Here is a 19908-nt window from a genome sequence, read left to right on the forward strand (position 1 = left end):
AGGATGCGGTGCGTACGAAGGTGATCCGGCTGGCTGCCGCCGTGGCGGCCTGTGGTTTGGTGCTCGGAGCGTGCGGGTCCACCAAGGACAAACCGGCCGCGTCCGCCGGTGGTGGCGGCGGCACGAGCGGCAAGATCGGCGCGACGCTGCCGTTGCTGACCTCGCCGTTCTGGCAGGCCTACAACAACTATGTGCCGCAGATGGCGAAACAGCAGGGCCTCGACGTGCTGCCGACGGTGAACGCCGACAGCGACCCGGCCAAGCTGATCACCGACATCGGCACGCTGCTCAACCAGGGTGTCAAGGGCCTGATGGTGACCCCGCTCGACTCGGCCGCGATCGTGGCCGGGCTCAAGCAGGCCGAGAACAAGAACGTGCCGGTGGTGGCGGTCGACGTCGCGCCCGAGGGCGGCAAGGTCGCCATGGTGGTGCGCGCGGACAACAAGGCCTACGGCACCAAGGCGTGCGACGAGATCGGCCAGCGGGTCAAGAGCGGCAAGGTCGTGCAGGTGATGGGCGACCTCGCCTCGGTCAACGGCCGTGACCGCTCGGCGGCGTTCCGCGACTGCATGAAGCAGAAGTACCCGGCCGTGCAGGTGCTGGAGATCGCGGCCGAGTGGAAGGCGGACAAGGCGTCCTCCGGGCTCGACAGCCTGCTCACCGCGAACCCGGACATCAAGGGCGTGTACATGCAGGCGGGCGGCGTTTACCTGGCGCCGACCGAGCAGGCGCTCAAGCGCAAGAACCTGTTCTTCCCGGTCGGCGACCCGCGGCACGTGGTGCTGGTCAGCAACGACGGCATCCCGCAGGAGCTGACCGCGATCCGCAACGGTGAGCTGGACGCCACCGTCTCGCAGCCGGCCGACTCCTACGCCAAGTACGGCCTGTACTGGCTGAAGAAGGCGATGGCGGGCGAGACGTTCAAGACCGGCCCGACCGACCACGGCAGCACGATCGTCGAGGTCAGCCCCGGCATCCTGGAGGACCAGCTGCCCGCCCCGGTCGTCACCAAGGCCAACGTGGACGACAAAGCACTGTGGGGCAACAACCTGTGAGCGCGCCCGCTTCGGAGCCGGCCGCGCCGGTGGTGCACGCCGAGGGCGTCGGGAAGCGCTACGGGCCCACGGTGGCGCTGCAGGACGTCAGCCTCACCGTGCACCCCGGCGAGTCCCACGCGCTGGTCGGGCGCAACGGGGCGGGCAAGTCCACGCTCGTCTCGATCCTCACCGGGCTGTCCAGGACGGACACCGGCAGCGTCTCGTTCGGCGGTGAGCCGGCGCCCCCGTTGTCCAAACAGGACGATTGGAAGGCGCGGGTGGCGTGTGTGTACCAGCACGCCATGGTGGTGCCGCAGCTGACCGTGGCCGAGAACCTGTTCCTGAACCGGCAGGCCCGGGGCGGGTTCGCCATCGGCTGGTCGAAGCTGCGCCGCCAGGCGCGGGAGCTGCTCGACTCGTGGGGGGTCGGCGTGGACGTCGACACCCCCGCGGGCGAGCTGTCCGTGGAGGACCGGCAGTTCGTCGAGATCGCGCGGGCGCTGAGCTACGGCGCGCGGTTCATCGTGCTCGACGAGCCGACCGCGCAGCTGGACAGCCAGGCGATCGAGCGGCTTTTCGAACGCATGCGGGAAATGCAGCGCAACGGCGTCACGTTCCTGTTCATCTCCCACCACCTGCACGAGGTGTACGAGGTGTGCCAGGCCGTCACGGTGCTGCGCGACGCGAAGCACGTGCTGACCGCGCCGGTCACCGAGGTCACCCGGCCGCAGCTGGTCGACGCCATGACCGGCGAGCAGGGCGGCCTGTCCGTCCGCGACGCGGCGACGCGCGACCCGCTGGCCGCGGACTCCGCCGAGGTGCTCACCGTGGAGTCCTTGTCCGGTGAGGGTTTCCACGACGTCTCGCTGCGCCTGCACAGCGGCGAGGTCCTCGGCCTGGCCGGCAGCAACGCGAGCGGCAAGCACCAGGTGGCCGAGACCGTCTACGGGCTGCGCGCGCCTTCGTCCGGCACGGTTTCGGTGGACGGCCGGAAGCTGCCGCCCGGGGACATCCCGGCCGCGCTGCACGCCGGGATCGGTTGTGTGCCCAGGGATCGCCACCACGAGGGGCTGGTGCTGGAGCACTCCATCATGGACAACACCACGCTGTCCGTGCTGGACCGGCTGGGCCGGGCGGGGTTCGCCTCGCCGCGGGCCCGGCACGCGCTCGGCGCCCGCGCGCTGGGCGACTACGGCATCGTGGCGGCCGGGCCGGAGCAGCCGGTTTCGGACTTGTCCGGCGGAAACCAGCAGAAGGTCGTGCTGGCCCGCGCGCTGGCGAGTGACCCGCGGGTGGTCGTGCTGATCAACCCCACCGCGGGTGTGGACGTGAAATCGAAGGAGGCCCTGCTCGCGGTCGTCGACCGGGTGCGGGCCGAAGGGAAAGCGGTGCTGATCGTCAGCGACGAGCTGGACGACCTGCGCCTGGCGGACCGCGTGCTGGTGCTGCGCGCCGGCGCCGTCGTCGCCGAACACCCGGCCGGCTGGTCCGACGGAGACCTCGTGGCCGACATCGAAGGAGTCGGGCTCCATGACTGACCTGATGAGCGATCCCCAGACGGCGCTGCCCGCGCCGCCGAAGCGCCGGAAGACGCTGTGGCTGCGTGAACTGGCGCTGCTGCCCGCGCTGGTGGTCGTGTTCGTCATCGGCGGGCTGATCAGCGACACGTTCCTCACGTTCGACAACGTGATCAGCATCCTCTCGGCGGCCGCGGCGCTGTCGCTGGTGGTGCTGGGCGAATCGCTGGTGCTGCTGACCGGGAAGTTCGACCTCTCGCTCGAATCCACCATGGGCATCGCGCCGGCGATCGGGGCGATGCTGGTGATCCCGGCGGCGTCGGCCGGCTTCGGCACGCAGTGGCCCGCCGCGCTCGGCCTGATCGCGATCCCGGTGGTCGGCGCGCTGATCGGCTTCGTCAACGGCTTCCTGATCGTGAAGCTCAAGCTGAACGCGTTCATCGTCACGCTGGCGATGCTCACGGTGCTGCGCGGCACGCAGATCGGCTCCACCAACGGCAAGACGCTGTTCGACCAGCTCGACGCGTTCACCGCGCTGGCCACCACCACGCTGGCCGGGCTGCCGATGTCGGTCTGGCTGGCCGCGCTGCTGTTCCTGCTGTTCGGGCTCGGCCTGCGCTACCACCGCGTCGGGCGCTCGCTGTACGCCATCGGCGGCAACCGCGAGGCCGCGCGCGCCGCGGGCATCCGGGTGGACCGGATCTCCTGGGCGGTGTTCATCGTGGCCGGCGTGCTGGCCGCGATCGGCGGGCTCGCCTACACCGGCTACGTCGGCGCGCTCGGCGCCGACCAGGGTGACGGCCTGATCCTGCAGGTCTTCGCCGCGGCGGTGATCGGCGGCGTCTCGCTCGACGGCGGCAAGGGCACGCTGGTCGGCGCGCTCACCGGCGTCCTGCTGCTGCAGTCGGTGGACAGCCTGCTGCGCATCGCCCAGGTCCCCGCGGAGTGGCTGAAGGCGATCTACGGCGGCATCATCCTGGTCGCGCTGATCATCAGCCGCTACGCCGGCGGCAAGCCACAGACCTGATCGGCCGTGATCATCCGACCTTCGGCTCGTGCCCTGAAGGCCACCATGAGGGCATCCCCGACTCTCATGGTGGCCTTCAGGGACAACGGGCGGTCAGGAGGCCGCGACGGCGGGCTCCTCGGGCTCGGCTTCGGCGGCGTTTTCGGTGCTTTCGGCAGGGTTCCCGGCCGGGGTAAGCGTGCTGCGCAGCCACTGCTCGACCCCCGCGATGTGCACGGTCGCCCAGGACCGCGCCAGCTCCGGCTCGCGCGCGGCGATGGCCTCGTAGATCGCGGTGTGCTGCTCGCGCGTGCGCGCGACGGCGCCCTCCTGCGTCAGCCCGCGCCAGATCCGAGCCCGCGCGGTGGGGCCGGACAGGCTGTCGAGCAGCGAGCACAGCACGGGGTTGCCGGAGCCGTCGGCGATCTTGCGGTGGAACTGGAGGTCGTTGGCGACCAGGGCCTCCACCGTCGGCGCGTCGGCGAGCTCGTCCAGCAGCGCGCCGAGCTCCGCGATGTCCGCCTCGCCCATGTGCAGCGCGGCCAGCGCGGTGGCCGCGGGCTCGAGGATCCGGCGCACCGCGAGGAAGTCGAGCACGGTGTCGTCGCGGTGGAAGTCGACCACGAACGTCATCGCGTCGAGCAGCAGGTTCGGCTCCAGGCTGGTCACGTAGGTGCCGTCGCCCTGGCGCACGTCGAGCACCCTGATCAGGCACAACGCCTTCACGGCCTCGCGCAGGGAACTGCGCGAGAGCCCCAGCCGCTGGGCGAGCTCCGCCTCTTTCGGCAGCCGGTCGCCCGGCGCGAGCTCTCCCGAGATGATCATGTCCTTGATCTTGTCGATCGCGACATCGGTGACGGGCATCCAGACCGCCCTCCCTACAGAGACCTCGGATGTTTCGGTGTGCTGAGCACAGCGTGCCACGTAACTCGCCAGGAGGATCGATGACCCACGCCTCGCCCCCGCACAGCGCCCCTGAAAGAGTGGCCCTCCACACGCGCTTGAAGCCGGGAAAAGAAGCCGAATACGAGACCGTGCACGCCGTCATCCCGGATGACCTCGACGCCGCGCTGCGCCGGGCCGGGGTGCGCACCTGGCGGATCTGGCGTGACGGGCTCGACCTGTTCCACTTCGTCGAGGTGGACGATTTCGAGGCCATGCGCGCCTCGCTCGCCGACGACCCGGCCGACATCACCTGGCAGGCCCGGATCAACCTGCTGCTGGACGCGGCGGACGGCGGCGCCGACACTTCGTCGGGGCTGCACCAGGTCTGGGAACTGCCGGTCAAGGAGTGAACGTGAAGCTCTCCCCGCTCGGGCTCGGCTGCGCGCAGCTGGGCAACCTCTACCACGCCATCACCGACGAGACGGCCGCCGCGACCGTGAGCCGGGCCTGGGCCGAAGGCATCCGCTACTTCGACACCGCGCCGCACTACGGGCTCGGGCTCTCGGAGCGACGGCTCGGCGCAGCGCTCGCTTCGCTCCCGCGTGACGAATATGTGCTGTCCACCAAGGTCGGCCGGGTGCTGGAGCCCAACGCCGCCGCGCCGGGCGAGCGCGACGACCAGGGCTTCGACGTGCCCGCCACCTACCGCCGCCGCTGGGATTTCAGCCGCGACGGGATCCTGCGCTCGATCGAGGACAGCCTGGCCAGGCTCGGCCTCGACCGCATCGACATCGCGTACGTGCACGATCCGGACGAGCACTTCGACGAGGCCGTCGAGGGCGCCTTCCCCGCGTTGCTGGAGCTGCGGGAGCAGGGCGTGGTCCGGGCGATCGGCGCGGGCATGAACCAGGCGCCGATGCTGGCGGAGTTCGTCCGCCGCTTCGACCTCGACCACGTGCTGATGGCCGGCCGCTACACCCTGCTGAACCAGCCGGCGCTCGACGAACTGCTGCCGCTGTGCCTGGACCGCGGCGTCGGCGTGATCGCGGGCGGGGTGTTCAACGGCGGCATCCTCGCCACCGCGGAGCCCGGGGAGATCTACGACTACGCGGCCGCGCCCGCGGAACTGGTCGAAAAAGCGCGCCGGATCGCGGAGATCTGCGCGCGGCACGGCGTCGAGCTGCCGCAGGCCGCGCTGGCCCTTCCCGTCTCGCACCCCGCCGTGGTCTCGGTCGTGGTCGGCGCGCACGGTCCCGAGCAGGTCGCGCTCAACGTCCGGCGGGCGTCCGCGCCGGTCCCGGCCGTACTGTGGACCGACCTCGCCGACGCCGGCCTGCTGCGCCCCGACGCCGTCACCGGCGACCCCGTCACTTCCGGAGGACCGCAGTGATCGACGCGCACCACCACCTCTGGGACCCGGCGCGGCGCGACTACCCGTGGCTGGCGGGCGCGGAGCTGGACCCGATCCGCCATCCGTACACAGTGGACGATCTCCGCACGGTGACGCACGCCGCCGGCGTGCACGCGACGGTGCTCGTCCAGACCCTGTCCGACGGGGGCGAGACCGAGGAGTTCCTGGCCACTGCGGCGGCCGAGCCGGTGATCGCCGGGGTCGTCGGCTGGGTGGACCTCACCGCGCCCGACGTCGCCGATCGGCTGGCCCGCCTGGCCTCGCTGGGCCCGCTGGTCGGCATCCGGCACCAGGTTGAGAACGAGGCGGACCCGGACTGGCTGCTGCGCGACGACGTGCTGCGCGGGCTGTCGGCGGTCGGCGCCGCCGGGCTGGTCTACGACCTGCTCGTGGCCCCGGCCCAGGTGCCGTCCGCGGTGAAGGTGGCGGAGCGGCTGCCGGAGCTGAAGCTGGTGCTGGACCACGCTGGGAAGCCGCCGATCGCGGCGGGGGAGTGGCAGCCGTGGGCGGACGGGATCACCGCGCTCGGCGAGCGGGAGAACGTGCACTGCAAGCTCTCCGGGCTGGTCACGGAGGCGGACTGGGAACAGTGGCAGGTCGGGCACCTGCTCCGGTACGCCGACCACGTCTTCCGGTCGTTCGGCGCGCGGCGGGTGATGTTCGGGTCCGACTGGCCGGTCTGCGAATTGGCGGCGGCCTACGAAGTGGTGCTCGACGCGGCGGTCTCGCTCACGGGATCGCTCACGGATCCGGAGCGGCTGGAAGTCTTCGAGTACTCGGCGAAGCGCGTATACGAGCTGTCCTGAACGGGGCGGCCGCCGGGTTTCTGGGGCGGCCGGCGCGGTTCAGAGGTCTTGGCCCTGGGCCATCTCGCGCAGCTTGCTCAGCGCGCGGTGCTGGGTGACGCGGACGTTGCCGGGGGAGATGCCGAGCGTCTCGGCGGTTTCGGCGGCGCTGAGGCCGACGATGACGCGCAGCGTGAGGATTTCCTGCTGCACGGGCGCGAGCCGGGTGACCAGCTCGCTGAGGCGGGCGCCGAGGTCGAGGTTCAGCGCGTGGGATTCGGGCTCGTTGCCGGCCAGCGGCCGCTCGGGCAGCTCGGGCACCGGGTCGGAGCGGTCGCGGGCGACGGCGCGGTAGGCGTCGGCGACCTTGTTGGCCGCGATGGCGTGCACCAGGTAGAGGAACGAGCCGCCGCGGTCCTGGTAGTCGGGCAGGGCCTTGAGCACGGCCATGCAGACGTCCTGGGCCACGTCGTCGGCGGACAGGTAGGACAGGTCGCGCCCGCCCATCCGGGCCCGGCAATAACGGGCGACGACGGGGCGGAGCACGTGCAGCAGGTCGTCGATCGCCCGCGCGTCACCGTGTCCCGCGGCGCGGACCATCGGGTCGAGATCTTCCTTGCTGAGCCGTCCGTTCGCCCGCGGCAAGGTCTCGGGGCGCGTATACCCCGGGATCTCGGACTCCGCGGTGCGCGCCGTGCTTGGCGGTGCTGTCATGGTCGTCTCCCCGGCGACCCCACGACCACCGAGGCCGAAAGGTCAACACTCTGTGATTTTGTGATGACGCATTAGTCCGTACGAGAGGATCGAGCCGCGTCCGTTGCGACGCTCTGTAACCCTAGGCGGCGGTGGCACCGACAGTCCAGATTTCAACTACGAATACCCCGTTAGCAGGAGCGGTCTTGATGTAAACGAGACCAGGCCCACTCGCAGTGCTTGTTCCAGCGCGTGAAATGTGCGGATCCGCGGGGTCTTCTGTCACTGGGAGTGAGGCAGCTGTAGCGCAACAGAGCGTGGCGGTCTGCGGTGTAGGCCAGACGGGTGACGAACGGGTTCTGCGTTCTCGGCGCGGCGGTCAGCTGTGCTGCGCGGCGGCCGGCTCGCGGCCGGCGAAGACCCACCAGCGCAGCAGGACGAACCGCGCGATGCCGCCGACGAAGCTGGCGGCCAGCAGGGTGCCGGTCTCTTCCCAGGCCGTCGGGTCGCTCACCAGAGAATCGACGACCGCGAGCACGATCGAGCCGTATCCGGCGTAGAAGGCGAACGTCAGCAGGTCTTGCAGGTGCCGCTTGCCGGCGTTGCTCTGCCGCCCGGCGAAGGTGACGCGGCGGTGGAACTCGGTATTGCCGACCGTGGTCAGCGCGATCGCCGTCAGATTCGCCCACTGCGAGCCGAATTCGGGGCGCAAAGCCAGGAAGAGGACGGCCTGCAGTCCCGTCGTGATGCCGCCGGCGAGGAGGTACCACGCCGCGTGCCCGCCGAGCTCGTGGTGACGGTGCGGGGCGCCGTCGACTACGTGGTGCCCGGGCGTCCACCTGGTGGTGGTCATACTGGAAACGCTACCTCCGCTTCACAAACTTGTGAACCTGATGAACCCGATGAAGAGTTGTGATCCCGGCGACAGCCCCCGCGCCCTTTGACCGCCGGCCTCGGGTTTCAAACGTTTTTGTGACCCGGTCCACGCGGATTCCCGGTCCCTTGCGCCGGTTGGCCGCTCACGCTGCGCCGCCGGACGGCCGCCCTTAGCGTGAGATTTCGTCAAAATCCCCGACCGCGACGAAGGGAAGGCCGAAAGATGCTGACCGTGACCGAAGCCGCCGCCGAGGCGATCACCGCGCTGACGGCACAACAGGGCGCCGAAGAGAGCGGACTGCGGTTCGCTCTCCAGAGCATGGAGAACGAAGGCGCGCAGCTGGCCCTCTCCGTGGCCCCCGCACCCGAAGACGGCGACCGCGTGGTGGGCACCGACGGTGGTGCCAAGGTGTTCCTGGAACCCCAGGCCGCCGAGCTCCTGGACGACAAGGTGCTGGACGTCCAGCAGGACGAAACCGGCGACGTCGCCTTCGCGGTGCTGCCGCAGCAGTCCGCCTAAGGGATTACTGGGGGATATTTTTTCCGGGCTGGTTGTCCACAGCGCTGTTCGGTTAGCACTGCTGAGTTGTGGACAACGCCTCCGGTCACCTGGCGTCGTCCGCTGACCACCTGCTTCGCCCGCCCAGACCAGAGCGGCGTTCCGCCCTGATCGCAAACATGTCTTTGCAAACCAGTGTGTGTGTTCTACCGTGGTGTCGTGCCTGCACCTGACGAGGACCGCTGGCCGCTGGCGCCGGACGCGCAGCGCGACCTGCTGATGAACTCGGCCGCGTTGCGCGCGTCGGCGCATCCGGTGCGGATCCGGATCCTCGGCGCCCTGCGCCTCGACGGCCCGTCCACCGCGACCGCGCTCGCTGCCCGGCTGGGCCTGAACTCGGGCGCGACGAGTTATCACCTCCGCCGGCTCGCGAGCGGCGGGCTGATCGTCGAGGACACCGAGCGGGGGACCGCGCGGGAACGGTGGTGGCGCGCCGCCCACCGGTCGACCTTCTTCAAGCCCGGCGAGCTGAGCGAGGAGGACGACGTCGCCGGCGTTGCGTACCTGCGGGCGCTCGCGCTGGTGTTCGGCGAGCGGATGCAGCAGGCGGCGGACGAGCGTTTCCAGCTGCCCCCGCAGTGGCAGGAAGCGACTGCCTTCAACGACTATCCGTTGCTGCTCACCGCCGACGAGGCCGAGTCGCTCCTGCGTGAGCTCGAGGGCGTGGTGTCCAGGTACCGCCACATCGAGCACGGCCGGGCGCAGGCACCCCCGGGCGCGGAGCCGTTCCACGTCCAGCTGCAGGCGTTCATCCGTCCCGGCTGGGAAGTCGAGGGCGGATGAGCTGGCGGCCGTTGGCCGGAGTGCTGTCGGCTCAGGCCGTGGCCTGGACCGGCACCCGGCTGTCGGCGATCGCGTTGCCGTGGTTCGTGCTCACGACCACTGGCAGTGCCACGCAGACGGGCGTGATCGTCTTCGCCGAGATGGCCCCGTACGTCGTGGCGCAGCTGTTGTCCGGGCCGTTGATCGACCGGGTCGGGCCGTCCCGGATCAGCGTCGCCGGGGACCTGGTCAGCATGGTCGCGGTGGCGCTGATCCCGGCGCTGTTCGCCCTCGGCCTGCTGCACTTCGGGCTGCTGATCCCGCTGGTGGCCGTGGTCGGCACGTTCCGCGGCCCGGCCGACGCGGCGAAGACGGTGTTCCTCCCGGACGCGACCCGGGCCGCGCGGGTCCCGCTGGAACGGGGGACCGGGATCGCCGCGACGATCGAGCGGCTGGCCTCGACCGTGGGCCCGGCCGTCGCGGGGGTGGTGGTGGCCGCGGTCGGCGGCCCGTACGCGCTGGTGGTGACCGCGGTGCTGTTCGGCTCCGGTGCGCTGATCGTCGCGTTCGCCGCGCCACGGCAACGGCCGCCGGCACCCGCGGAAGCCGAGGCCGAAGACGGCTACTTCCGGCGGCTCCGGGCCGGGATGGCGTTCCTGCGCCAGGACCGGCTGCTGCGTTCGATGGCCGGGATGATCGCCGTGACCAATCTCCTCGACGCGGCCTGGACGTCGGTCCTGCTCCCGGTGTGGGCCCGCGATTCGGGGCACGGGCCGGCCACGATCGGCCTGCTGCTGGGGGTGCTGAGCGGCTGCGCCGCGCTGTCGGCGCTGGTGGCGGCGGGGATCGCGCACCGGCTGCCCCGCCGTCCGGTGTACCTGATCGGTTTTCTCCTGGACGGCTTCCCGAGGTTTCTGCCCCTGGCGCTGGGCGCGCCGCTGGAAGTGACGATCCTGGTGTACGCCGTCTGCGGGTTCGGCTCCGGCTTCATCAACCCGATCGTCGGCGCCATCCAGTTCGAGCGCGCGCCGCAGGCGATGTACGGCCGGATCCGGACGCTCCTGGTGGCCGTCGCCTGGTCGGGCATCCCGTTCGGCGGGCTGGCCGGAGGGCTGCTCGTCGCCCGGCTCGGGCTTTCGCCGGCCCTGCTGGCCTGCGGTGCGGTCTACCTGCTCGTGACGACAATCCCGGCGGTGCTGCCCGGGATGCGCGATGAGTGGTCGAGGAAAAGCAAGCAGGACAAGGAAGTCACGTCGCCCTGACCTTCGCCGCGATCACCTCGGCGAGCGCCGCGGGCTGGGACAGGAACGGCGAGTGCGAGGACTCGAGTTCGGTGACGACCGTCGGGGCCGCCGAAACAGCGTCGATCTCCTTGACGAGACGGTGCTGCACCGCCGGCGGGATGGCGTTGTCCTGGGTGCAGATCACGTACGAGTGCGGGACGCGGCCGTAGCGTTCCGGGGTGACGGTCAGCTGCTCGGCGGGGATCCCGATCGGCCCGTCCGGGTTGAGCAGGGCGATCGCGGCGTCCGCGGTGCGGTCGTCGACGTCGGCGTAGAAGGCCGCTTTGATCTCGTCGCGCCGGGCGGGGTCGCCGACGTCGATACGGGCCGCGCCGACCACCGCCGGGTCGGCGGCCAGGAGTTTGAACAGCCGGTCGTTGTCGTTTTCCGGGCAGGTCGCGTAGTAGGAGCCGGGCTCGCCGTTCGCCGGCACGATCGCGGCCACGTAGACCAGCCCGGCCACGAGTTCGGGGGCGAGTTCCGCCAGCGCGGTGGCGACCACCCCGCCGTTGCTGTGCGCGACCACCAGACAGGGCCGCCCGATCGCGCGCACTTGCTCGGCCAGCAGCGCCGCCGCGGACGACGCGGTGACCTGCCCGACCGGCGACGGTTCGTTGGCAAACGCCTCCGCGTCGAACGGCCGCGCCGTGGCGGCGCGAGGCGCGGGACCCCGTAACCCGTGCCCTTCGAGATCAACCGCGACCGACCGGATCCCCCGGCCCGCCAGTTGCTCGGCCACCAGGCTCCAGCACCAGCTGCCGTGCCAGAAACCGTGCACCAGGACAACGGGCAGGGAGTCGTTCATGGCGGCAGGCTATCGCCGGTGCGGCCCGGTTCCCGGAGATCAAGGACTAACGGGCAGCTGCGCGGGATTCAGCGCCGCGCGGGCCACTCGCGGACCAGCGCTCCGCGCGGGCGTGCAACAACTCGGCCGCGTGCGAGCGGGCGGCGCGCTGCTGCCCACGAGGCCCAGCCGGACACCGGTTCGGTGTGGCCGGTCAGTACCTTCAGCGGCGTTCGGCCCAGTCGCGTACCAGAACCCCCGCGCGGGCGCGCAGCAACTCGGCCGGGTGTGGTCGGGTGAGTGCGCTGCTGTCCACCACGCCCAGCCCGGACGCCCGTTAGGCGTCCAGTTGGATCCGGCGGCCCAGCATCTTCAGTGCCGCCCGGCCCATTCGCGGACCAGTACCCCCGCGCGGGCGCGCAGCAACTCGGCCGCGTGTGAACGGGTGTGGTCGGGTGAGTGCGCTGCTGTCCACCACGCCCAGCCCGCACCGCCGTTAGGCGTCCGGTTGGATCCGGCGGCCCAGCACCTTCAGCGCCGCCCGGCCCATTCGCGGACCAGGACCCCCGCGCGGGCGCGCAACAACTCAGCCGCGTGCGAACGCGCGTGGTCGAGTGAAGGCGCGTGATCGATGAGTGCACTGCTGCCGACCACCCCCAGCCCGGACAGCCGTTCCGCGTCCAGTTGGATCCGCCCGGCCAGCACCATCAGCGGTGCGGCGGCGAGGCGGGCCCTGGCCGCGATCCCCGCGGGGGCCTTGCCGGCCAGGCTCTGCTCGTCCAGGGAGCCCTCGCCGGTGATCACCAGGTCCGCGCCGATCAGCGCGGTGTCCACCCCGGTCAGCTCGGCGATCAGGTCGAAGCCCGACTCCACGGACGCGCCCAGCCCCGCGATCGCCCCCGCCGCGACTCCGCCGCCGGCACCCGCGCCCGGCAGGTTCGAGACGTCCGGCGTGCCCGCGTTCGCCAGTGCCGTTGCCCAGCGGCCGAGGGCGGCGTCCAGCGCGGCGACCTCCTCGGGCCCCGCGCCCTTCTGCGGCCCGAACACCGCCGCGGCCCCGTCCGGGCCGAGCAGCGGGTTCGTCACGTCCGTGGCGACGGCCACCGGCACCGTCCCCAGCCGGTCGCGCGCCGGGCCCAGTTCCACCTTCGCCACGCGGGAAAGCGTGCCGCCGCCGAGTCCGATGGGGGAGTCGAAGGCGTCCAGCACCCCCGCGCCGAGCGCCGCCAGCATGCCCGCGCCGCCGTCGGTGCTCGCCGTGCCGCCGACGGTCAGCACGAGCCGGCCGGCGCCGTGCATCAGCGCGTCGGACAGCAGTTCGCCGACGCCCCAGGTGTGCGCGGCGAGCGAGGTTTCCCGCGTGGGCGTTACGAATTCGATGCCGCACGCGCGCGCCGACTCGACGTACGCGGTGCCGTCGAGCACCACGTAACGAGCGTCGACCGGCTCGTCCAGCGGGCCCCGCACGGACAGCCGCACGATCCGGCCGCCCGCGTTCTCCAGCACTTCGAGCGTGCCCTCACCGCCGTCGGCGACCGGGCAGGCGGCGATGTCGGCGTCCGGCAACGCGTCGCGCACGCCCAGCGCGATGGCGTCGGCCGCCTCGACCGCCGTCAGGCTGCCCTTGAACTTGTCCGGCGCGATGACAACACGGGTCAAGGCCGTACCTCCGTCAGCGGTTCGTCCCCGGCGAGCACCGAGGTCACGTTCCGCGCGGCCAGCACGGCCATCGCGGTCCTGGTCTCCACGGTTGCCGACCCCAGGTGCGGGGTCAGCACCACGTCCTCACGGCCGAGCAGCCGCGGCTCGACGTCCGGCTCGGCCTCGAACACGTCCAGCGCCGCGCCCGCGATCTCGCCGGCCTCCAGCGCGTCGGCCAGCGCGGACTCGTCGACGACCGGTCCGCGCGTCGTATTCACCAGGTAGGCGCCGGGTTTCATCGCCCGCAGCGCGCGGGCGTCGATCAGGTGGCGGGTCTCCGGCGTCAGCGGGCAGTGCAGCGAGACGAAGTCCGACCGTCGCAGCAACTCGTCGAACGACACGAACTCACCGTCGAAATCCGGTTTGGGCGACCGTCCTGAGTAGACGGTCCGCAGCCCGAACGCGGCCGCCCGGCGCGCCACCGCGCGGCCGATCTGCCCGAGCCCGACGATGCCCAGCGTTTTGCCCTGAAGTCCCGAGCCGAGCAGGAAACCGAGGTGGAACGACCACGGCGTGCGCGCGCGGACCAGCCGCTCGCCTTCACCGAGCCGCCGCGTGACGGCCAGCAGCAGGCCGAACGCCAGGTCCGCCGTCGCGCCGGTGAGCACGCCCGGGGTGTTGGTGACGGTGACGCCGCGGGCGGCCAGCGCGGCCACGTCGACGTTGTCGTAACCCACCGCGACATTCGCGACGACCTTCAGCCCCGGCCCCGCGGCCTCGGCCACCGGCCCGTCGATCCGGTCGTGCAGCATCGCCACCACCGCGGACGCGCCGGCCACGAACTCCCGCAGCTCCTCGGGCGTCAGCGGCCGGTCGGCGTCGGACAGCTTCACCTCGCCCGCCTCGGCGAGCACCTTCACCGCCTCGTCCGGGATCCAGCGGGTGACGGCGATGGTCGGGCGAGCGGGCATGGGGGCAGCCTAGTGCGAGGTCCTCACCGGGAGCGAGGTTCGCGGCGCAGCCGGATCAGCCGGCTCGCGTAGCCGCTGCCGGGCAAGCCCAGGCCCAGGCCGTGGTTCAGCAGCACCGCGCCGTGGTGGACCTCGCCGGTATCCACATCGCGGAATCGCGCGTCCGGGTCGAGCCCGGCCAGCACCGGCGTGACGACCGGCCGCCCGTAATCGTGCGGGCGCCGCAGGAACAGCACCACGACGTCGTCGCCCAGCACGTACTGCACGGCGCTGAGCGGCGACGCCGCCGGGTCCGCCAGCCGGTACGCGTCACCGTGCTGCACGATGGGCCGGATCTCCTTGTACAGAGCCACGAACCCGGTCGCCGTCTGCAATTCCGCGGCGCTCCACCGGGTCAGGTCGCCGCCCAGGCCGAGCACCCCGGCCATCGCGACGTGGAACCGGAACTCCAGCGGCGCCGCCCGGCCGGTGAGCGGGTTCGGGCTGTCGGTCACCCAGGCCGCCATCGTGCCCGCGGGCAGCAGCTGGCTGTAGCCGTGCTGGATGGTGACGCGGTCGGCGGCGTCGGTGTTGTCCGAGGCCCAGACCTCGTCGGTGCGCGCGAGGATGCCCAGGTCCGCCCGCCCGCCGCCGCCCGAGCAGGCCTGGATCCGCAACGCCGGGTGCGCTTCCCGCAGCCGGTCGAGCACGCCGTAGACGGCGCGGACGTGGTCCACCCACAGCCGTCCGGGATCGTCGTCGCCGGGCCGTCCGGCCTCGGTGAACGCGCGGTTCATGTCCCACTTCAGGTAGTCGACGCCGTGCTCGCCGACCAGCCGGTGCAGCCACTCGTAGGCCCACCCGGCCACCTCCGGCCGGCCGAAGTCGAGCACCAGCTGGTTGCGCAGCGTCGTGCGTTCGCGGTGCGCCATGCTCAGCACCCAGTCCGGGTGCTCGCGGTAGAGATCGCTGTCCGGGTTGACCATCTCGGGCTCGACCCACACGCCGAATCCCATGCCCAGGCGGTGCACCTCGGCCGCGAGCGGGCCGAGCCCGTCCGGGAAGCGCCGCCGGTTCACCGTCCAGTCGCCGAGGCCCGCGGTGTCGCCGGTGCGCGCGCCGAACCAGCCGTCGTCCATCACGAACAGCTCCGCGCCGACCTCCGCGGCGAGCGCGGCGAGCTTCAGCTGACCCGCCTCATCGACGTCCCAGCCCGTTGCCTCCCAAGAGTTGTAGACGATCGGGCGCGATTCTCCGGGCTGTGGCTGGACGTGTTCGCGGACGTACGAGTGCCAGCGGCGGCTGGTCCCGCCGAAGCCGTCGGCGGCGTAGAGCCCGGCGAACACCGGCGTTTCCCAGGCCTCGCCCGGATTCAGCCGCCATTGCACGCCCTCGTGGCCGAAGCCGCCGGTCCAGGTGACGCGTCCGGTGTGCGAGCGCTCGACGGTGATCCGCCAGCTGCCGCTCCACGCGAGCGCGGTGCTCCAGACCTCTCCGCCGGTTTCGGTGGCGTTGCCGTCGTCGAGCATCAGCCACGGGTTCGCCTGGTGGCTGGACACCCCGCGACGGCTGGTCAGCGTGGTCTCCCCGACGGGCAGGTTTTCCCGCAGCAGCCCCGATTCCGCGCTCCACGAGCCGCTCGTGTGCGTGAGCCGGGCCCCGGCGCGGTGCGGCATCGTCCATGCCGCCGAGTCCGTGCGCAGCAACGTGATCGGGTCGTCGTTTCCGGTGTGGCGCAAGCGAAGCCGGCGTTCGATGACGTCGTCGTGCGCGCGGTACCGCAGCTCGGCTTCCAGCGGGTAGTGCCGGTCGCGCAGCCGGACGGCCAGCTCGCCGTCTTCGACCTCGTGACCCGCGTACGTCCACTCCAGCGCCTGGGTGCCGTCGGCGAAGCGCACGCCGAGGCCCGCGACGCCGAAGAACGCGCCGCCGTCGGCGGGCAGCTCCAGCCGCTCGTCGCCCGGCTCGTCGAAGCTCGAGTCCGCCGGGCTGGGCTGCGGCGCGATGCCGGCGGCCTGCTCCAGCGTGAGCGGAGCGCCCCAGTGCACGTGCCGCGGGCGGTCGGCCGCGTCGAGGCGGAACGCGTACGCGCTGTTCGGGGTGCGGAGCAGCCACAGGCGGTGACCGGCATCGAATTCCACAGACGACATGCCGCTGAGCGTAGGGATGATCAGCTGAAAAATAAATTCTTGACGAAGTTAATTTATCCGCCGTACGGTTCCGCGCATGCCACGCAGTGCACCGGCAAGGGCGCCGATCACGAGTCCCGCCGCGGCCACCGTGTTCACCACGGTGCTGACGCAGGGCCCGGTCAGCCGGGTCGACGTCGCCCGCCGCACGGGTCTGTCCTCGGCCGCGGTCACCAAGGCCGCGCGGCCGTTCATCGAGGCCGGCTACCTGGAGGAGCTGGCCTCGGCCGAGCGCACGGCGCCGGGCGCGGGCCGCCCCGCCAGCCCGCTGGCCATCCGCCCGGACCGCGAGTACTTCATCGGCGTCAAGATCACCGGCGACGACCTGATCGGCGTGGTCACCGACCTGCGGGCGCAGATCCGCGTCGCCCGGCACCACGCGCTGACCGGCCACGAGGTGCCCCACGTCGTGGCCGCGCTGACCGACCTGGTGACCGAGCTGCTCGGCAGCCGCGCGCCGGACGGCGCCACGAACTTCCGCGACCGGGCCTACTGCCTCGGCGTGGCCGTCTCCGGCGACGTCGACCGCGACTCGGGCCTGGTCCGCTACTCGCCCTTCCTGGGCTGGCGCGACGTCCCGCTGGCGGAGTTGCTCGAGGACGCCACCGGCCTCGCCACCACGCTGGAGAACGACGTCAAGGCGCTCACCGTGGCCGAGCAGTGGTTCGGCGAAGGCGTCGGCGCCTCGTCGTTCGCGCTGGTCACCGTCGGCACCGGGATCGGCAGCGCGCTGGTGCTCGACGGCCGGCTCGTCGGCGGCTCGCACGGGGTGGCCGGCGAGATCGGGCACGTCCCGGTCGCCGCCATGGGACCGGACAGCCCGCGGTGCCACTGCGGCGGCACCGGCTGCGTGGAAGCGATCGCCTCCACCGAGGCGATCGTCGCGAGCGCGCGCCGGGTCGCCGCGGACCCGGCGCTGACCATGGACGACGCCGTCTCGCGGGCGCGCGCCGGGGACGAGCCGCTGCGCCGCGTGTTCGCCACCGCGGGCCACGCCATCGGGCTCGGGCTGGGCGCGCTGGCCAACCTCTTCGGCCCCGAGCGGATCGTCGTCTCGGGGGAGGGCGTGGCCGCCTACGACCTGTTCGAAGACCAGATCCGCCGCACGTTCGCGGAGCAGGCCTTCGGCAGTGCCGTCCGGTGCGGCCTGGTCATCCGGCCGCTGCCGTTCGAGGAATGGGCACGGGGCGCCGCCGCTGTCGCCGTTCAGAGTCTTTTCGTGTCCGACCGCTTGTGAACGCTTGTGAGGAGAAGTGACATGGCCCCATCGCTGTCCCGCCGCAACTTTCTCGTCGGCTCGGTGCTGTTCGCCGGGGGTGCCGCGCTGGCGGCCTGCACGTCCGACCCGCTGAACAAAAACGCCGGCGCGGCGGGCGGGGCCAAGGTCACGCTGAACCAGTGGTACCACGCGTACGGCGAATCGGGCACACAGCAGGCGGTGCAGCGTTACGCGCAGGAGTTCACCAAGGCCAACCCGGACATCGCGATCAAGGTCAGCTGGATCGCCGGCGACTACGAGACCAAGCTGAACTCCGCGATGCTCACCGCGGACGCTCCCGACCTGTTCGAGATCGGCGACTTCCGGTACCAGAACGTGAAAAACGGGCTCCTCGCACCGCTCGACGACCTCGTCGACCCGGTGAAGGGCGACTTCTCGAAGGCCGCGCTGGACACCGCGACCGTCGAGGGCAAGATCTACGGCGTCAAGACGATCGACGACGTGATGATGCTGTACTACCGCAAGAGCGTGCTCCAGGCCGCGGGCGTGCAGCCGCCGCAGACGTTCGCCGAGCTGCTCGACGCGACCAAGCGGCTGACCAAGGGCAACCAGAAGGGGCTCTACGTCGGCACCGACGGCGTCGGCGAGGCCGCGACGCTGCTGCTGTGGTCCTCCGGCGGCGACTTCTTCGACAGCACCGGGAAAAAGGTCGCGTTCGCCAGCCCCGAGGGGATCGCCGCGATCGCCGGGCTCAAGCAGCTGCACGACACCGGCGGCCTGCTGCAGGGCTACCCGACGGACTGGTCCGACCCGGGCGCCTTCGCCGACAACGCGACCGCCATGCAGTGGGGCGGCCTGTGGTCGCTGCCCGACATCAAGAAGGCCGTCGGGGACGACTTCGGCGTGGTCCCGTGGCCGAAGTTCGGCGACGCCGGCCGCCAGGTCGCGCGCGTCGGCGGCTGGTACCAGCTGGTCAACGCGAAGAGCAAGAACATCGACGCCGCCAAGAAGTTCGTGAACTGGCTGTGGATCCAGCAGGCCGACCTGCAGAAGGACTGGTCGGTCAAGTACGGCTTCCACATCCCGGCGCGCAAGGAGGTCGCGGCCCAGACCACGGAGTTCTCCAGCGGCCCGGCCAAGGACGCCGTGACGATCTCCCAGCAGAACGGGCTGTCCTACGCGGGCCTGTGGAACAAGGCGTCCACGACGCTGTTCCTGCAGGCGGCCACGAAGATCGCGAACGGCCAGGCCGACCCGGCCGCCGAGCTCGGCGACGCGCAGCAGAAGGCTCAGGCCGAAGTCGACAAGCAGCTGGCCTGACATGGCTGTCTCCTCTCCGGCGAACTCATCTCCGGCTACCACGGTGCCGCCGCGGCCCCGAGCTTCGGCGGCACCGGTGAAACGGCGTCGCCGCAAGGTGGACTGGCGCGCGGTCGGCGCGTTCACGGTGCTCACGGCGCCGGTGGTGATCGGGCTCGGCGTGTTCAAGTACGTGGCGATCGCGTGGAGCTTCCTGCTGTCGTTCAACGACGCGCGGGGCACCATCTCGCTCGGGCACTGGATCGGCTTCGACAACTACGCGTTCCTGCTCGGCGACTCCGCCTTCCGCGACTCGCTGCTGGTGATCGCGCTGTTCACGGTGTTCATCGTGCCGGTCACGTTCGTCGCCTCGCTCGCGCTGGCGGTGCTCGTCAACGCGATCCGCCGCGGCCGGGCGTTCTTCCGCACGGTGTTCCTGATCCCGGGCGCGGTGTCGTACGTGGTCGCCGCGCTGGTCTGGAAGATGGCGCTGTTCAACGGACTCCCGTCCGGGGTCGCGAACGTGATCGGCGGGCTGTTCGGCGCCGACCCGGTGCCATGGCTGTCGGAGACCAGCCCGCCGGTGTACTGGGTCGCGGTGGTGACCCTGCGGCTGTGGCTGCAGGTCGGGCTGTACATGATCCTCTTCCTGGCCGGGCTGCAGGCGATCTCGCCTTCGCTGTACGAGGCGGGCGAGCTGGACGGCACCACGAAGTGGCAGGCCTTCCGCTACATCACGCTGCCGCAGCTGCGGAACACGTCGGTGGCCGTGCTGCTGCTCATCCTGATCGCCGCGTTCCAGGCCTTCGACGAGTTCTACAACCTGTTCGGCACCGGGCTTTCGGGCACCGCGACGGCACCGGTGAAGCCGCCGCTGGTCTACCTCTACGACTCGGCGCTGGGCGACCAGAACTACGGGGTCGGCTCCGCGGGCGCGTTCGTGCTGACCCTGATCATCGTGGTGATCACGTTGCTGCAAGGGAAGTTCGTGGGCTTCGGGAAGAAGGACTGA

General features: G+C 71.4%; 19 protein-coding genes. 12 read left to right on the forward strand and 7 right to left on the reverse strand.

The window, feature by feature from the left end:
• The first annotated feature begins 8 nt into the window (after positions 1-8).
• Genes OG371_RS25610 through OG371_RS25620 form a run of 3 tightly spaced genes read left to right on the forward strand, consistent with a single transcriptional unit; the run spans position 9 to position 3581 of the window.
• Positions 9-1055, forward strand: coding sequence for a sugar ABC transporter substrate-binding protein (locus OG371_RS25610; protein ID WP_442875982.1), 1047 nt, complete (start codon positions 9-11; stop codon positions 1053-1055).
• Complete coding sequence (locus OG371_RS25615; RefSeq protein WP_329057661.1) at positions 1052-2575, forward strand: sugar ABC transporter ATP-binding protein; 1524 nt, start codon at positions 1052-1054, stop codon at positions 2573-2575. The genes OG371_RS25610 and OG371_RS25615 overlap by 4 nt, the downstream gene beginning before the upstream one ends.
• Positions 2568-3581, forward strand: a complete 1014-nt coding sequence (locus OG371_RS25620) for an ABC transporter permease (RefSeq protein WP_329057662.1) — start codon at positions 2568-2570, stop codon at positions 3579-3581. Before OG371_RS25615 ends, OG371_RS25620 begins: the two co-directional genes overlap by 8 nt.
• A 93-nt stretch (positions 3582-3674) precedes the next feature.
• On the opposite strand, the gene OG371_RS25625 is transcribed toward OG371_RS25620, so the two are convergent.
• Positions 3675-4424: a FadR/GntR family transcriptional regulator gene (locus OG371_RS25625; protein WP_329057663.1), complete on the reverse strand. Its 750-nt coding sequence runs from the start codon at positions 4422-4424 to the stop codon at positions 3675-3677.
• An 80-nt stretch (positions 4425-4504) separates the two neighbouring features.
• On the opposite strand from OG371_RS25625, the gene OG371_RS25630 reads away from it, so the two are divergent.
• The 3 genes from OG371_RS25630 to OG371_RS25640 are packed head-to-tail and all read left to right on the forward strand — an operon-like array spanning position 4505 to position 6662.
• Positions 4505-4855, forward strand: a complete 351-nt coding sequence (locus OG371_RS25630) for an L-rhamnose mutarotase (RefSeq protein WP_329057664.1) — start codon at positions 4505-4507, stop codon at positions 4853-4855.
• Positions 4852-5835, forward strand: a complete 984-nt coding sequence (locus OG371_RS25635) for an aldo/keto reductase (protein ID WP_329057665.1) — start codon at positions 4852-4854, stop codon at positions 5833-5835. Before OG371_RS25630 ends, OG371_RS25635 begins: the two co-directional genes overlap by 4 nt.
• Positions 5832-6662: an amidohydrolase family protein gene (locus OG371_RS25640; RefSeq protein WP_329057666.1), complete on the forward strand. Its 831-nt coding sequence runs from the start codon at positions 5832-5834 to the stop codon at positions 6660-6662. The genes OG371_RS25635 and OG371_RS25640 overlap by 4 nt, the downstream gene beginning before the upstream one ends.
• Before the next feature lie 39 nt (positions 6663-6701).
• Here OG371_RS25640 and shbA read toward each other — a convergent pair whose 3' ends face one another.
• Together shbA and OG371_RS25650 are read right to left on the reverse strand one after the other, a co-directional pair.
• Positions 6702-7355 carry an RNA polymerase sigma factor ShbA gene (shbA, locus tag OG371_RS25645; protein ID WP_329057667.1) on the reverse strand — a complete coding sequence of 218 codons (654 nt, stop codon included), beginning with the start codon at positions 7353-7355 and terminating at the stop codon, positions 6702-6704.
• Positions 7356-7713: 358 nt separating this feature from the next.
• On the reverse strand, positions 7714-8187 hold the full coding sequence (locus OG371_RS25650; protein ID WP_329057668.1) for a GtrA family protein: 474 nt from the start codon (positions 8185-8187) through the stop codon (positions 7714-7716).
• 246 nt (positions 8188-8433) lie between these two features.
• Between OG371_RS25650 and OG371_RS25655 the strand changes: the two genes are divergently transcribed.
• The 3 genes from OG371_RS25655 (at position 8434) to OG371_RS25665 (ending at position 10793) form a co-directional block, all read left to right on the forward strand.
• Positions 8434-8730 carry an iron-sulfur cluster biosynthesis protein gene (locus tag OG371_RS25655; protein ID WP_329057669.1) on the forward strand — a complete coding sequence of 99 codons (297 nt, stop codon included), beginning with the start codon at positions 8434-8436 and terminating at the stop codon, positions 8728-8730.
• A gap of 198 nt (positions 8731-8928) precedes the next feature.
• On the forward strand, positions 8929-9552 hold the full coding sequence (locus OG371_RS25660; RefSeq protein ID WP_329057670.1) for a helix-turn-helix domain-containing protein: 624 nt from the start codon (positions 8929-8931) through the stop codon (positions 9550-9552).
• Positions 9549-10793 (forward strand): MFS transporter, encoded by a 1245-nt coding sequence (locus OG371_RS25665; RefSeq protein ID WP_329057671.1) that lies wholly within the window; start codon positions 9549-9551, stop codon positions 10791-10793. The genes OG371_RS25660 and OG371_RS25665 overlap by 4 nt, the downstream gene beginning before the upstream one ends.
• Here the strand turns inward: OG371_RS25665 and OG371_RS25670 are convergent.
• From OG371_RS25670 to OG371_RS25685, 4 genes are all read right to left on the reverse strand, one after another.
• The gene (locus OG371_RS25670; RefSeq protein WP_329057672.1) at positions 10780-11619 is read right to left on the reverse strand and encodes an alpha/beta fold hydrolase; all 840 of its coding nucleotides are present in this window, start codon (positions 11617-11619) and stop codon (positions 10780-10782) included. The genes OG371_RS25665 and OG371_RS25670 overlap by 14 nt on opposite strands.
• A gap of 510 nt (positions 11620-12129) precedes the next feature.
• Positions 12130-13257: a glycerate kinase gene (locus tag OG371_RS25675; protein ID WP_329057673.1), complete on the reverse strand. Its 1128-nt coding sequence runs from the start codon at positions 13255-13257 to the stop codon at positions 12130-12132.
• Complete coding sequence (locus OG371_RS25680; RefSeq protein WP_329057674.1) at positions 13254-14210, reverse strand: 2-hydroxyacid dehydrogenase; 957 nt, start codon at positions 14208-14210, stop codon at positions 13254-13256. Before OG371_RS25680 ends, OG371_RS25675 begins: the two co-directional genes overlap by 4 nt.
• A gap of 23 nt (positions 14211-14233) precedes the next feature.
• A complete protein-coding gene (locus OG371_RS25685; protein ID WP_329057675.1) occupies positions 14234-16339 on the reverse strand; it encodes an alpha-galactosidase in 2106 nt (701 codons plus the stop codon).
• Positions 16340-16415: 76 nt separating this feature from the next.
• Between OG371_RS25685 and OG371_RS25690 the strand changes: the two genes are divergently transcribed.
• The 3 genes from OG371_RS25690 to OG371_RS25700 all read left to right on the forward strand — a co-directional run bounded on the left by OG371_RS25690 (position 16416) and on the right by OG371_RS25700 (position 19908).
• Positions 16416-17615 (forward strand): ROK family protein, encoded by a 1200-nt coding sequence (locus OG371_RS25690; RefSeq protein ID WP_329057676.1) that lies wholly within the window; start codon positions 16416-16418, stop codon positions 17613-17615.
• 21 nt (positions 17616-17636) lie between these two features.
• On the forward strand, positions 17637-18917 hold the full coding sequence (locus tag OG371_RS25695; RefSeq protein WP_329057677.1) for an ABC transporter substrate-binding protein: 1281 nt from the start codon (positions 17637-17639) through the stop codon (positions 18915-18917).
• Between the two features lie 76 nt (positions 18918-18993).
• Complete coding sequence (locus OG371_RS25700) at positions 18994-19908, forward strand: carbohydrate ABC transporter permease (RefSeq protein WP_329057678.1); 915 nt, start codon at positions 18994-18996, stop codon at positions 19906-19908.

The sequence above is a fragment of the Amycolatopsis sp. NBC_01480 genome, assembly GCF_036227205.1.
Lineage (GTDB): Bacteria > Actinomycetota > Actinomycetes > Mycobacteriales > Pseudonocardiaceae > Amycolatopsis.